Origin of the sequence: Micromonospora sp. NPDC049275 (assembly GCF_043197115.1) — a bacterium.
GTDB lineage: Bacteria > Actinomycetota > Actinomycetes > Mycobacteriales > Micromonosporaceae > Micromonospora.
On record NZ_JBICSN010000008.1, the window covers coordinates 234427 to 247692 of the forward strand.

Sequence of the window (13266 nt, forward strand, 5' to 3'; positions counted from 1 at the left end):
AACGATCGGTACGTCTAACGTCGATGGCATGGCGACCCACCGAAGGGCTCGCCGGACGGGAGACGGTGATGACTGTGGTCTTCGTGCACGGCGCCTGCGTCCGCGACGGGGAGTGGTGGTGGTCGCGGGTCGCTACCGCGCTGCGCGCCGACGGACTGGACAGCGTCGCGGTCCGACTGCCGAGCTGCGGCGAGGTGCCCGGGGCGGCTCCCGACTTCGCGGCAGACGTCGCGGAGACCCGCCGGGTGCTGCGCGAGGTCGGGCCGGCAGTGCTTGTCGGGCACTCCTACGGCGGCGTGGTCGCGACCGAGGCCGCCGGCCGCAGCGAGGCCGCCGTCGGTGACAGCGAGGTCGGCGGAGATGTGCGTCATCTGGTGTACGTCAGCTCGTTCCTGCCGGACGTCGGCCAGTCCCTGGCCGATCTCGGCCCGGGTGAGCCGGCCCCCCACCTGGACTTCTCGCCGGACGGCACGTTCGGTGTACGGCGCGAGTCGTTGCGCGACCTGTTCCTGTACGACTGCGACGAGCAGGCGGCCGAGGGCGCCCTCGCCCGGCTGACCCGCCAGCCGGCCGCGGTGCTCACCGCCCCGGTCCAGCATGCCGGCTGGCGGCACCGACCATCGACGGCGATCGTCTGCGCCGGGGATCGTGCCACCCCACCCGCGCTGCAACGTGCTCAGGCCGCTCGCGCCTCCCGCGTCGTCGAACTGCCCACCGGCCATCACCCGATGCTCTCGCACCCGCAGCTGCTCGCCGCGGCCCTGCGCGACGTGGCCCAGAGACCGAACCAGCCGTAACGGCGACGGCGGCACCGGCGGTGGCACCGGTAGCGTGCCAGGGACCGGCGGACCCGGAACCCGTCGTACACATGTTCTATCCACAGGCTGTGGACGGCGGAGGGTTCGATGGGTTACCAGCTCAGCGCGGTGGTCGCGGACGTCGAACTGCTCCGCGAGCAGACCGCCGAGCTGGATCACGCGGTCCTCGGCGAGCTGCGGCAGGATTTCGCCCTGCTGCCGATCACCCCGCAGTTGGTGCTGGAGCTGACCGGGTCGCTGCCGGACTACGCGACGGAAGACCGGAGCGCCGCCCGTCCGTTCGACCTGGTGCTGTCGCCCGCGCTGGTCGAGCCGCTGGCACTCTGGTCGCGGGCGGGGCCGGTGGCGTACGTGGAGGCCGAGTTCGGCGGTGGCGTCGGCCGCCAGTCGGCGGTGGTGTGGCTGGGCGGCGCCCTGTCCTGGGGTCCGCGCTTCGACGACGTCCTGGACCGGCCGCGGGAGGAGTGGCCGATAAACGCGGCACTCGTCCAGCTCGGCGTCGAACGCGGCACGTGGATCGATCCGTTCGCCGAGGTGGGCCTGCATCTGGAGCGCAACACCGACGGGTGGCTGACGCACGGTCGGCGGCGACTCAGCGCCGACTACTGGGACGAGCTTGTCGAACAGTGGGAAAACCAGTAATCCGGCGACGGGCAGCAACCTGAGCGGCTCCGGCCCGTTGGGGACTGGGGGATTCCATGAAATTGCGACAATTCGCGTTTATTGCCATGCTGCTGACTGCTGCCTCGATCGCGGGCAGCGGTACGACGCCGCCCGGCCGGATGCCGCCGAACCGGCCCGCCGGCACCGTCGAGGTCATCGACCTGAACGGCCTGCGGAACATCGAGTTCGGCGACACCGAGGCCGAACTGACCCGCCGAGGCGTCCTGCGCACCGACCAGGACGCCTGCGGCCCGGTGCTCACCGGCCACGACACGGTCAGCCCGGTCTTCGTCGAGGACAGACTGGTGCTGTTGTGGGTCGGAGATCCGATGCGGACACCGGAGGGCATCACGGCCGGCTCACCGATCGACGAGGTCTGGGAGCGTTACCCGTCTGTCGCGCGGCTCCCGGCTCCACAGGGGACGCACCGGCTCGACGGGCTACTCGCCCGCAGCGGCGACCGCGCGTACCTCTTCCTGCACGACGGACGCACGGTCCGAAAAACCATCGCCGGGTACGCCGACTGGGCCCGCCGGCTCTTCGACGAGGGCACCGGGCCCTGCTGACCCGCCCGAAGCAGTGGGTGGCCGGTCCACGGTGGACCGGCCGCCCGACCTGACGTCAGCCGCGCAGCGACCGCCAGAAGTCGTACGAGTGTGCCGCCGCGAAGTCCGTCGTGCCCGATCCGCCGCCACCGGCCAGGACCCGCACGTACGGGGCGTGCTCGCGCAGGCGGGGCCACCCGGGCCGACCCGTCCGGGCAAAATCGCTCCAGGCGCGGACCATCTCCCCGGAGAGCCGCCGCTGGGTGGGGGTGAGCGCCTCGGCGTAGTCGACGTCGAACAGGTACGGCAGTTCCGCGCAGTGGTACGCGCCGGTGGGGAAGGTCGGCGCCGGCCCCTCGGTGAAGAACGGCGGGTCCTCGTCGGCGAACTCGTACACGTACGTCGGCACCTTCCGGGCGAACGCCAGCGCGGCGGTGTAGATCGGCTCCGCGTACCCCTGATCGGTCCACACGGCCCCCAACGCCGCGCTGGCGGAGCGCGTCCCGTCGCTCGGATAGCGCGCCAGCACCTCCTGGGCCCGGTCGCCGAACATGGCGCGCACCTGCTCGCGGTACTGGTCGTCGGTGAGCCGGCACGACTCGGGCTCCTGCCCCGGCGGCTGTGGCTGGGCGCAGTTCATACCGCCACGTTCCATCCCCCACACCTGGAGCGTGGACTCGTCGCGGGTCGTTCCGGTCAACACCGGCACCTGACGCAACCGGCCGTGGGTCAACGCGTCCGCCGGATCCACCGGCAGGGTACGGCCGTCGACGGTCGGGCCCAGGTCGACGCCCGTGCCCGGGTAGCCGACCGCGTCGACGAGCGTGGCCGTGTCCCGCCCTCGCAGGCAGGCGGCGAGCGCACCGGGGTCGGTGCAGCCCACCCGCCCGGCGAGGTCCTGCGCCGCCTGGACCGCCTCCGCCCGGGACTGGACCGGGTTGGCGCACGAGTTGCTCTGCATGATCGCGCGGTGGAACAGGCCGGCGGAACCGGGCGCGGCGAGGTGGGCGCAGACGCTTGTCGCACCGGCTGACTGGCCGGCCAGGGTGACGCTGCCCGGGTCCCCGCCGAAGGCCGCCGCGTTGCGCCGCACCCAGCGCAGCGCCGCCTGCTGGTCCTGCAACCCGTAGTTGCCGATGGACCCGTCCGGGCCGGCCAGCGCCGGATGCGCCAGGAAGCCGAGAGCACCGAGCCGGTAGTTCACAGTGACGACGATGACGTCGCCCTCGGCGGCCAGCCTCTCCCCGCCGTAGACGTCGCCCTGGCCGAACCGGAAGTCGCCGCCGTGCAGCCACACCAGCACCGGTGGAGGCGTTCGGCCGGAGGTGCGCGGCGTGGTGACGTTCAGGTAGAGGCAGTCCTCGGACGCCGACGCTTCGTCCATCGGCAGCCCCTTCAGTTGGGCGCAGGCGGCACCGGGCCGGGTCGCGTCCCGTACGCCCGTCCACCGCGGACCGGGGCGCGGCGGGGCCCAGCGCAGCGCGCCCAGCGGCGGGCGCGCGTACGGGATGCCCTCGAACGTCCGGTGGTCCGCCGCGACGGTCCCGCGGAGGGCGCCCTGGTCGGTTCGCACCACGGCTGCGGCCGGGCGGCCGGCCGCCACGGCCGGGTCGACTGCCGTCGCCGCCGCGAGGAGCGCGGCCGCGCCGATCGCGACGACCCACCGGCGGTACGGGATGCTGGTCATGAGATCCCCCATCGTTGGAGTCTGTACGGCGTACGCGCCGCCTGTGGGGAGCATGTCGACTCGGGGACGGGGTGGCCAGGTAGCTCTAGTGCACCTGCGGGCCGCTGCGAGGACCATCTGTGGAACGAATCCCGGTGCTCTAGTGCGCTAGGGTCGGGCTCCGGCCGGCCGGAGGGCGACGATGACGGAGATCGACGAATCCACACCCCCGTACCTGCGCATCGTCGCCGAGCTGCGGCGGCGCATCGCGTCGGGTGAGCTGGGCCCCGGCGACCGGGTGCCGTCCACCCGGCAGATCGTGCGGGAGTGGGGGGTCGCCATGGCGACCGCGAGCCGCGCCCTCACGGTGCTCCGACAGGAGAGCCTGCTCCGGGCGGTGCCCGGCGTGGGCATGGTGGTCTGCGGCTCGGAGCCGGCCGCGTCGGGTCGGGGCGGCCGGGCCGACGTGCGGCGCGGACCCGCCCACGCTGTGACCCGCGACCAGGTCGTGCGGACGGCCATCGGGATCGCCGACTCCGAGGGGTTGGCGGGGCTGAGCATGCGGCGCATCGCCGCCGACCTGGACGTGCCGACCATGTCGTTGTACCGGCAGGTCCGTGGCAAGGAGCACCTGGTGCTGCTGATGGCGGACGCCGCCTTCGCCGCACACCGGCTGCCCGGCACGTTCCCGCCCGGGTGGCGGGCCCATGTGGAGCTGCTCTGCCGGTTGCAGTGGGCGATCTACTGTCGACACCCCTGGCTTGCCCAGGTCGTCTCGCTGACCCGCCCGCTGATGGCACCGCACGCCGTGGCGCACACAGAATGCGCCCTGCGCGCCCTCGCCGGGTACGGCCTGGACCAGCAGACCCAGCTTCACCTGGTGGTCGCCCTGGCCAACCACGTGCGGGGCACGGCGGTGAACCTGCAGCAGGGAGCCGAGGCGGAACAGGACACCGGCCTGACCGACGACGAGTGGATGGTGGCTCAGGCCGACGTGTTGGGCAGCCTGCTCGCGGCCGGCGATTTTCCGCACCTGGCCCGGCTCTCTCGGTCGCCGATCGAGCTCGACGCCGACAGCCTCTTCGAGTTCGGACTGCAACGGCTGCTGGACGGTGTGGAACAGCTACTCGACCAATGACCGATTACGTCCTATTTGTGCCTACATGTGACAGTATGGGTCGCTGAGGAGACACCACCCGTCGAGCTTCGGGGAGACCATGACGACCCGCACGGGTATGCACCGCACGATCATCAAGATGGCCCGGACGGCAAGCGCCCTGACCCTGATCGGTGCGACCACAGTCCTGGTCGTCGTGGCCGGGCCGCCCAGCGCGAGCGCCGCCGAGTTGCCGGTGCCGCTGGGCACGGCCGAGAACTTCGCGGTCCTCGCCGGGACGACGGTCACCAACACCGGGCTCAGCATGATCACCGGCGACGTCGGCGTGAGCCCGGGTACCGCCGTTACGGGCCTTCCTCCCGGCCAGGTGAACGGGACGATCCACTCCAACGACGGCCCCGCCGTGCAGGCCAAGAGCGATCTCGCGATCGCCTACAACGACGCCGCCTCCCGCACGACCACGGACGTCGTCTCGAGTGAACTCGGTGGCACCACCAAGACCACAGGCGTGTACGGATCCGCCGGGGGCACGTTCACCATCGGCGGAGACCTGACCCTCGACGCGGAGGGCGACCCGAACGCGGTCTTCATCTTCAAGACCGTCAGCACACTCATCACGGGCGCGTCGAGCACTGTCAACCTGACCAACGGTGCCCAGTCGTGCAACGTCTTCTGGCAGGTGGGCAGCTCCGTCACGCTCGGCGCCGACTCCCTGTTCCGCGGCAACCTGCTCACCTTCACCTCGATCACCGTGGGCGCGGCGCTCGAGGTGGACGGCCGGGCGATGGCGATCAACGGCGCGGTCACCATGGACACCGACACGATCACCAAGTCGACCTGCGCCGAGCCGGGCGAGTTGTCGATAAGCGCGCCGGAGACGGCCACCCTGAGCAGCGCCGGCCTCGGCGGAGTCGCCTCGGGCAACCTGGGACCGGTCACGGTGACGGATGAGCGCCTGCTGTCGGCGCCGACGTGGACCGCGACAGTCGTCGCGACGAACTTCGTCACCAGCGGCGTTCCGGTGCACTCGATCGCCAGCACGAACGCCTCCTACTGGTCGGGTCCGGCCACCGCGACGAGCGGTATCGGCACGTTCACCTCGGGCCAACCCACGGCCGGAGACGCGGAGGTCATCAATGTTGAACGCACCGCGTTCACCCTGACCGACGGCATCGGCAACAACTCGGCGACCTGGGAGCCCGTGGCCTCGGTCCAGATTCCCCTGGCGACCGTCGCGGGCACCTACACCGGAACGATCACCTTCTCGGTCGCCTGAAGACCGCCACGACCGACGCCGCTCACCCGAACGCTGAACGCACCCCGCCGGGAGTCCAGCGCTCAGACGGACCGGGCGACCTGCTCGGGGGACCGCGCTCCGGACACGGCGGCGAAGCCGGCGAGCGCGATCTCCGCCGTCTGACGCAGAGCCTCCCGGGCGACCCCGGCGGCGGCGTGTATCGCCTGCCCCTCGGTCACGCTCATGACGAAGCGGGCGAGCGCGGCCGGATCGGCGTCGGCGGGTAGGTCGCCTTCGGCCACCGCGCGGGTGAACCGGTCGGCGAGAGCCAGCTCACCGGCCAGGCGGCTGGTGGCGAGGAAGCCGGCCACCGCGGCGTTGTCACTGGAGCAGGCGGTGCCGCCCTGGATGGACAGGCAGCCGGCCGGGCGGTCGGGTCGGGTCACGGCGAGCACGTTCTCGCGCAGCAGAGTGGCGACGACCTCGTACGCGGTGGGTTGGGCGAAAGCGCGCCGCGCGTACTCCATGTCCTGTTCGGCGTAGCGGGCCACGGCCTTGCGGAACAACTCCTCCTTGCTGCCGAAGGCGGCATAGAGGCTCGGCTTGTTGATGCCCATGGCGGCGGTGAGGTCGCTCATCGAGGCGCCCTCGTACCCCTGACGCCAGAACACCTCAAGCGCGCGCTCCAGCGCCTCGTCGGCGTCGAAGCCGCGTGGTCGCCCTCGTTGTGGCACGGCCCACCACCTCCCGCGACTCATCCTACCCGCAACGAAAACCGATCGGTACAGAAATTTGCCGGCACCGGCCGGGGTTGCTACGGTCAGATGCATACCGCTCGGTACAGAAAAGGTGGGAGGATGGCATGGCCACTCGACTGAAGACCCCGCTGCCCGCGGTCGGGCTCTGGAGCATGGAGCTGCGCGGCGCCGCCGACCCCGCCATCCGGGACGCGGCGACCGAACTCGACCAGCAGGGCTTTCGGGCACTGTGGGTGCCGGGCCTGGACGGCGCTGGGGCCGTAGACGACATCGGGCACCTGGCCGAGGCCGCGCCGCACGCGACGATCGCGCTGGGCGTGCTGGCGATCTGGGGCCAGGACCCGGCGGCTCTGGGCGACCGGCTGGCCGCGCTGGACGCCACGCACGGCCCTCGGACGATTCTCGGCTTCGGGGTGAGCAACGCCCACTCCGCCGCCCAGGCTGGCCAGGACTACGGCCGACCGGTGGAGTCGATGAGCCGGTGGCTGGATTCCCTGGACGCCGCGCCACGCCCGATCCCCGCCGAGCGGCGCATCCTCGGCGCGCTCGGACCGCGAATGGCGGACCTGGCGGCCGACCGGACCGCCGGATGGCACCCCTTCCTCGTCACCCCGGACTACACGGCGAGGCAGCGGGAACGGGTCGGGCGGCAGCCGCTGATCGCGCCGCACCTGGCCGTCGTCCTGGACGGGGATCCGGAGAGGGCCCGCGCCGCCGCCCGGGCAGGGATCGGGATGTTCATCGGCTTTCCGAGCTACCGGGCCAACCTGGCCCGCCTCGGGTTCACCGAGGACGACCTGGTCCCCGGCGGCAGCGACCGCCTGATCGACGCCCTCGTCGCCTGGGGTGACCTGGACGCGGTCGCCGCGCGCATCCGGGAGCACCTGGACGCGGGCGCGGACCACGTCGCCCTCCACGTACTGCGACCGGACGACCCGGGCCGCCCGACGCTGCCCATGCCGCAGTGGCGCGACCTGGCCACCCTCCTGCCGAGCTTCTGAGACCCCCGCACCCCATCGACCACCGGCCGCAACCCCGGCCGGGCCAACCGCACCACACCAAGAGGAGATCAATCGTGGGACAGCTCGACGGCAAGACCGCCCTCGTTACCGGCGGCACCACGGGCATCGGCCTGGCCACCGCCCGCCGCTTCGCCGCCGAAGGCGCGTACGTCTTCGTCACCGGCCGCCGCAAGGGCCCGCTGGATGAGGCAGTGGCCAGCATCGGCGCCAACGCCACAGGCATCGCCGGCGATGTCGGCAACCTCGACGACCTGGACCGGATCATGCAGGCGATCGAGGCCCGGGGCGCGGGGCTGGACGTCCTGTTCGCCAATGCCGGCGGCGGCGAGTTCAGCCCGCTCGACTCGATCACTGTCGAGCACGTCGCCAACACCTTCGACACCAACATCTACGGCACCATCTTCACCGTGCAGAAGGCCCTGCCCCTGCTCAACGAGGGCGCCTCGATCGTGCTGACCGGATCGACTGCTGCCAGCAACGGCACCCCGGCGTTCAGCGTCTACGCCGCCTCCAAGGCCGCCATCCGCTCGTTCGGCCGCACCTGGGCCGCCGAGCTGGTCGGCCGGAAGATCCGGGTCAACACCCTGGTCCCCGGCCCCACCGAGACCCCGGGGCTCGCGGGCCTGGCGTCCAGCCCCGAGGAGGCCCCCGGCCTGCTCAAGGGCATCGCCTCGAACGTGCCCATGGGCCGGATGGCCCACCCGGACGAGATCGCCAACGCCGCGCTCTTCCTCGCCTCCGACCAGAGCAGCTTCATGACCGGCAGCGAGCTGTTCGCCGACGGCGGCGAGCAGCAGCTCTGACGCGGAAACGCCCGGTCGATCCTCGCGGATCGACCGGGCGTTTCTGCACTACAGAGCGGTGGCGGAGGGATTTGAACCCTCGGAGGGCGTTAACCCTCACACGCTTTCGAGGCGTGCTCCTTAGGCCGCTCGGACACGCCACCGCCGACAAGGGTACAGGACCGCCGGTTCGGACGCCGAACCGGTATCGCTCCGGCCGGCCTGGCAGGATCTTTGCCATGAGTACGCACATCGGCGCGAAGCCGGGCGAGATCGCCGAGCGGGTCCTGATGCCGGGTGACCCCCTGCGGGCCAAGTGGATCGCGGAGACCTACCTCGAGGGCGCCACCTGCTACTCGACGGTTCGGGGCATGCTGGGCTTCACCGGCCGCTGGAACGGCGTCGAGGTCTCGGTCCAGGGCTCCGGCATGGGCATGCCGTCCGCCTCCATCTACGCCCACGAGTTGATCAACGAGTACGGCGTGAAGACGCTGATCCGGGTCGGCTCCTGTGGGGCCCTCAGCACGGACCTGCAACTGCGCGACGTGGTCGCGGCGATCGGGTCGTCCACCGACTCGAACATGAACCGGATGCGGTTCGACGGGCTTATCGACTACGCCCCGGTGGCCGACTTCGGGCTGCTGCGTACCTCGGTCGAGGTGGCCGAGCGGCGCGGCATCACCATGCACGTCGGGCCGATCCTGGCGGCGGACGCCTTCTACACCGACCGGCCGGACCTCTACGACACGCTCGCCGACTACGGCGTGCTGGCGGTGGAGATGGAGTCGGCGGCGCTCTACACGATCGCCGCCCGGTTCAAGGCCCGCGCGCTGACCGTGTTGACGGTCAGCGACCACATCAAGACCGGCGAGAAGACCACGTCGGAGGAGCGGGAGCAGACCTTCAGCCAGATGGTCGAGATCGCGCTCGACACGATCATCGCCTGACCCGTCCGGCGGGTGTCACTGCCGAGAGCGGTATGACTCAGAGGTGTAGATATTCCTCAGAGTCATACCGCTCTTCCGCATATGCGAGGCCGCAGACCGCCACGCCGGCCGCGAACGCCGCCACGCCAGTCAGACGGTGGTCAGGGCCTCCGTGGGTGAGAGGCGGGCGGCGCGGACCGCCGGGTAGAGACCGGCGAAGCCACCGATCACCAGGGTCGCCCCTACTCCGCCGAGCATCGCCCACGCCGGCACCACCGTCGGCCAGCCCTGCGACAGCGCGTACCCCGAGGTGACCACGATGCCCAGCAGCACTCCGCCGACCCCGCCGAACGCGGACAGCAGCAGCGACTCCGCGAGGAACTGTGTGCGTACCTGACCGCGGGTCGCCCCGAGTGAGCGGCGCAGCCCGATCTCGGCCCGTCGCTCCAACACCGAGATCACCATGGTGTTCGCCACGCCCACCCCACCGACCAGCAGGGCGACCGCCCCGAGGCCCAGCAGCAGCCCGGTGAACGCGTCGTCGGTCGCCTCGGCGGCGGCCAGCGCGTCGGAGGGGCGGGACACCTCCACCTCGTTCGGCGCTTCGGGATTGGCGGTCGCGCCGAGCACCGACCGCACCGCCTCGACCTGCGACTCCTGCGCCCGCGTGTAGACGGTGGTCGGGTGCCCGTCGAACCCCAGGTAGTCGGTCGCGGCGGCCCAGCCGACAAGCGCCGAGGAGTCCAGCTCCGGGGCGAGCGGCACGGTCGCGAGGACGCCGACGACGCTGAACCACCGTCCGCCCAGCCACACCTGCACCTGCGGATCGGCTGTGGTGATGCCGAGCCGCTGTGCGGCGGTGGCGCCGAGGACGACCGCCGGATAGCGGGCGGTGGCCTCGTTGAGCCAGGTGCCGCTTGTCAGCTCGGCGCCGACGGCGCCCGGCAGGTCCAGCCGTGCCGCCCGGGTGGCGATGCCTCCGGTCTCCGCCGCCGGAATCCGTTCCGTGCGGTACACCTTGGCGTCGGGGACCTGCCCGGTGGCGGTCACCTGCGTCACCGGACCGATCCGGCCGATCATGGCGATCGAATCCTCGGGAAGCTGCGCGTCCGCCCCGAACAGGGTGTCGCCCGGCTCGACGGTGAGCAGGTTGGTGCCGAGTGCGTCGAGTGCCCGGTCCAGTTCGGCCCGGGACGACGAGGAGATGCCGACGACCGCGATCATCGCGGCGATGCCGATCGCGATGCCCAACGCGGAGAGGAACGCCCGCAGCGGACGGGTCCGCAGCCCCACCCCACCGACGCGCAGGACGTCCGCCGGCCCCAGCCTGGCCGGAGTCAGGGTCGCCATCAGCCGACTCCGCCCGGCGCGAAGGCCGAGTCGTGCCGCACCGCGCCGTCGCGCATCCGCACCTGCCGAGGCAGGCTCTCCGCGATCTCCCGGTCGTGCGTGATCACCACGACCGTGGTGCCGGCCCGGTGCAGGTCGTGCAGCAACTCCAACACGCCGGCGCCGGACTGGGAGTCGAGGTTGCCGGTCGGCTCGTCGGCGAGCAGCACCGCCGGCTCACCGACCACCGCGCGGGCCACCGCCACCCGCTGCCGCTCGCCGCCGGACAGCTCGTGCGGCCGGTGGCCGAGCCGGTGACCCAGGCCAACCCGGACCAACGCGGCCTCCGCACGCTCCCGACGCCTCCGCAGGGGTACGCCGGAGTAGAGCAACCCGTCGGCGACGTTGTCCACGACCGGGACGCCGGGGGCCAGGTGGAACTGCTGGAAGACGAAGCCGATCCGGGTAGCCCGCAACGCGGACAGCTCCCGGTCGGTCAACTTCGCCACGTCGTACCCGTCAAGGAGCACGCTGCCCGACGACGGCCGGTCCAGGGTGCCGATCAGGTGCAGCATCGTCGACTTGCCCGACCCGGACGGACCGACGATGGCCACCAACTCGCCATGACCGATCCGCAACGAGACGTCGTCCAACGCCACCACCCCACCGGCGTACCGCTTGCTGACCCGGTCGAGGACGATCACGTCACCTGTCATTTCGGCATCGCCACCGTCATGCCCTCGGCGATCTCCGACCCGCTGACCTCGACTCGGCCGTCGGCGAACAGTCCGGTCGTCACCGCGACGATCCGGCTGCCGTCGCCGTCGACGACCTCGACGCCGTAACCGCCCTCGGCGAGCGCCAGCAGCGCCGCCACCGGGACGGTGAGCACGTCGCGGCGCTCCGAGGCGGTGAATGTCACTGTGGCGCTGGCCTGGTCGAAGCCGGCGAGGGCCTTCGGGTCGGTGACCGCGACAGTCACCTCGATCTTCGTCTCCTCCTCGCCGGACTGCCCGCTCGCGCCCGAGGCACCGGCCTGGATGACCGTCTCGGCCGTGCTGATCGTGCCGGCGACCGCCCGTCCGTCCGGCAGCTTCACAGTGACCTTCGAGTTCCGCTTGGCCAGCCGCTGGTCGTCCATGTCGAGGTCGACGGTGACCACGCGACTGGTGCCGCTGTAGGTCAACACCGCCTGACCGGGCTGCGCCGCGGCACCGACGTCGGCCTGGTGGCTCTCCACCCGGACCTCCCCGTCGGCGTACACGACGCGGCCCTGCTCGATCCGGCCGGTCTCGGGCAGACCGAGGTCGTCCTGCCAGTCACGGACCGCGTCGGCGGTGGCGCCTGTGTACTCGTCGTCGACAGTGAACCCGCTGTAGCCCAGCGCCTTGAGGTTGCGCTCGAACTGGGTGACGTCCGGGCCATCGACGCCGGGCTCGAGCGTCCGGTACGCGGGTAGCCCGCCGTAGAGGAGCACGACCTCCTCGTTGTCGACGAGGTACAGCGCCTTGCCCCGTCGCACTGTCGACCCGGTCGCGGGCAGCCCGGTGATCGTGCCGCTGAGTTTCGCCGTGGCGGTGCGCGTCGTTCCGTACCCCAACTCACCGTCGGCGGTCTGCGTGTCGGCGAGGGTCTGCCGGGTGACCGGGGCGGTCGCCGCCGGGCCACTGGCGTGGGTGGCGTCCCCGGTGTCGCCGCCGAAACCCACTGCGGCGACGACACCCACGGCGGCGACCACCAGGACGACCCCCACGGCGACAGCGGCGCGCAGCCCCGGGCGTCGGGTGGCGTCGGTCACTTGCCGCCCCCGACCTGGGGCGCGAGCTGCCGGCACTTCTCCATCGCGGCCCTCAGGCCCGGATCCCCGATGTTGATCGCGTTGTCCCCGGTCCCGACCCGGAGCCGCCCTTCGGCGTCCGGGTCCGGGAAGTCCGGTACACCGTTCTCGCGCATGCACTTGGCGAGGGCGCGCATCTGCTCGGCCTGCTCGGGGTTGAGCTGCGGCCCCTGCCCGCCGTTGGGCAGCTTGTCCTGGCACTTCTCCATGGCCGCCTGGACCTTCTGCTGATCCACGTCAGCGCCGAACCGGAGGTTGGGACGGGCACCCGGCTCCGGGTCCGGCATGTCCACCCCGTTCTCCCGCATGCACCGGGCGAAGGCGAGCTGCCGGTCCGAGTCACTGACCGGGGTGCCGCTCGCCGTGGCCTCGGCAGTCGTTCCACCGGCGGTCGCGACCCCGCCGCCGTCGTCGCCTCCCGCCCCGCACGCGGGCAGCGCCAGGGCGAGCAGGACGGGGATCGCAAGCATCTGTCGTCGCATGGTGTCCACTTCCGCTCAGGTCCGGCGCGGTTCGCCGAACGTGACACCCAGTGGACGCCGACGGCCGTATCCCCGGCGTTACCG

14 protein-coding genes and 1 tRNA gene are annotated in these 13266 nt (G+C 71.8%); 8 read left to right on the forward strand and 7 right to left on the reverse strand.

The window, feature by feature from the left end; all coding sequences use genetic code 11:
- Positions 1–23 precede the first annotated feature (23 nt).
- The 3 genes from ACGFIE_RS23850 (at position 24) to ACGFIE_RS23860 (ending at position 2047) form a co-directional block, all read left to right on the forward strand.
- Positions 24–797, forward strand: coding sequence for an alpha/beta fold hydrolase (locus tag ACGFIE_RS23850; RefSeq protein WP_393298038.1), 774 nt, complete (start codon positions 24–26; stop codon positions 795–797).
- Between the two features lie 108 nt (positions 798–905).
- The gene (locus ACGFIE_RS23855) at positions 906–1460 is read left to right on the forward strand and encodes a hypothetical protein (RefSeq protein WP_393298041.1); all 555 of its coding nucleotides are present in this window, start codon (positions 906–908) and stop codon (positions 1458–1460) included.
- A 92-nt stretch (positions 1461–1552) separates the two neighbouring features.
- Positions 1553–2047, forward strand: coding sequence for a hypothetical protein (locus ACGFIE_RS23860; protein ID WP_363686792.1), 495 nt, complete (start codon positions 1553–1555; stop codon positions 2045–2047).
- Positions 2048–2102: 55 nt separating this feature from the next.
- Here ACGFIE_RS23860 and ACGFIE_RS23865 read toward each other — a convergent pair whose 3' ends face one another.
- Positions 2103–3725 carry a carboxylesterase/lipase family protein gene (locus ACGFIE_RS23865; protein WP_393298044.1) on the reverse strand — a complete coding sequence of 541 codons (1623 nt, stop codon included), beginning with the start codon at positions 3723–3725 and terminating at the stop codon, positions 2103–2105.
- A 169-nt stretch (positions 3726–3894) separates the two neighbouring features.
- On the opposite strand from ACGFIE_RS23865, the gene ACGFIE_RS23870 reads away from it, so the two are divergent.
- Both ACGFIE_RS23870 and ACGFIE_RS23875 read left to right on the forward strand, forming a co-directional pair.
- Positions 3895–4830: a TetR/AcrR family transcriptional regulator C-terminal domain-containing protein gene (locus ACGFIE_RS23870; RefSeq protein ID WP_393298047.1), complete on the forward strand. Its 936-nt coding sequence runs from the start codon at positions 3895–3897 to the stop codon at positions 4828–4830.
- Positions 4831–4909: 79 nt separating this feature from the next.
- Positions 4910–6085 carry an ice-binding family protein gene (locus ACGFIE_RS23875; protein ID WP_393298050.1) on the forward strand — a complete coding sequence of 392 codons (1176 nt, stop codon included), beginning with the start codon at positions 4910–4912 and terminating at the stop codon, positions 6083–6085.
- Between the two features lie 62 nt (positions 6086–6147).
- On the opposite strand, the gene ACGFIE_RS23880 is transcribed toward ACGFIE_RS23875, so the two are convergent.
- The gene (locus ACGFIE_RS23880) at positions 6148–6780 is read right to left on the reverse strand and encodes a TetR/AcrR family transcriptional regulator (protein WP_363686741.1); all 633 of its coding nucleotides are present in this window, start codon (positions 6778–6780) and stop codon (positions 6148–6150) included.
- Positions 6781–6908: 128 nt separating this feature from the next.
- On the opposite strand from ACGFIE_RS23880, the gene ACGFIE_RS23885 reads away from it, so the two are divergent.
- Both ACGFIE_RS23885 and ACGFIE_RS23890 read left to right on the forward strand, forming a co-directional pair.
- Positions 6909–7805, forward strand: a complete 897-nt coding sequence (locus tag ACGFIE_RS23885; protein ID WP_393298053.1) for a TIGR03620 family F420-dependent LLM class oxidoreductase — start codon at positions 6909–6911, stop codon at positions 7803–7805.
- A 74-nt stretch (positions 7806–7879) separates the two neighbouring features.
- Positions 7880–8629, forward strand: coding sequence for an SDR family oxidoreductase (locus ACGFIE_RS23890; protein WP_393298056.1), 750 nt, complete (start codon positions 7880–7882; stop codon positions 8627–8629).
- 56 nt (positions 8630–8685) lie between these two features.
- Here ACGFIE_RS23890 and ACGFIE_RS23895 read toward each other — a convergent pair.
- A tRNA-Ser gene (locus ACGFIE_RS23895) sits at positions 8686–8772 on the reverse strand.
- Between the two features lie 75 nt (positions 8773–8847).
- On the opposite strand from ACGFIE_RS23895, the gene deoD reads away from it, so the two are divergent.
- The gene (gene deoD / locus ACGFIE_RS23900; protein ID WP_074315244.1) at positions 8848–9555 is read left to right on the forward strand and encodes a purine-nucleoside phosphorylase; all 708 of its coding nucleotides are present in this window, start codon (positions 8848–8850) and stop codon (positions 9553–9555) included.
- A 129-nt stretch (positions 9556–9684) separates the two neighbouring features.
- On the opposite strand, the gene ACGFIE_RS23905 is transcribed toward deoD, so the two are convergent.
- Genes ACGFIE_RS23905 through ACGFIE_RS23920 form a run of 4 tightly spaced genes read right to left on the reverse strand, consistent with a single transcriptional unit; the run spans position 9685 to position 13170 of the window.
- On the reverse strand, positions 9685–10884 hold the full coding sequence (locus ACGFIE_RS23905; protein WP_393298059.1) for an ABC transporter permease: 1200 nt from the start codon (positions 10882–10884) through the stop codon (positions 9685–9687).
- Positions 10884–11579: an ABC transporter ATP-binding protein gene (locus ACGFIE_RS23910; RefSeq protein WP_363686751.1), complete on the reverse strand. Its 696-nt coding sequence runs from the start codon at positions 11577–11579 to the stop codon at positions 10884–10886. Before ACGFIE_RS23910 ends, ACGFIE_RS23905 begins: the two co-directional genes overlap by 1 nt.
- Positions 11576–12661, reverse strand: a complete 1086-nt coding sequence (locus ACGFIE_RS23915; RefSeq protein ID WP_393298062.1) for a peptidoglycan-binding protein — start codon at positions 12659–12661, stop codon at positions 11576–11578. The genes ACGFIE_RS23910 and ACGFIE_RS23915 overlap by 4 nt, the downstream gene beginning before the upstream one ends.
- Complete coding sequence (locus ACGFIE_RS23920; protein WP_393298065.1) at positions 12658–13170, reverse strand: hypothetical protein; 513 nt, start codon at positions 13168–13170, stop codon at positions 12658–12660. The genes ACGFIE_RS23915 and ACGFIE_RS23920 overlap by 4 nt, the downstream gene beginning before the upstream one ends.
- Positions 13171–13266 lie beyond the last annotated feature (96 nt).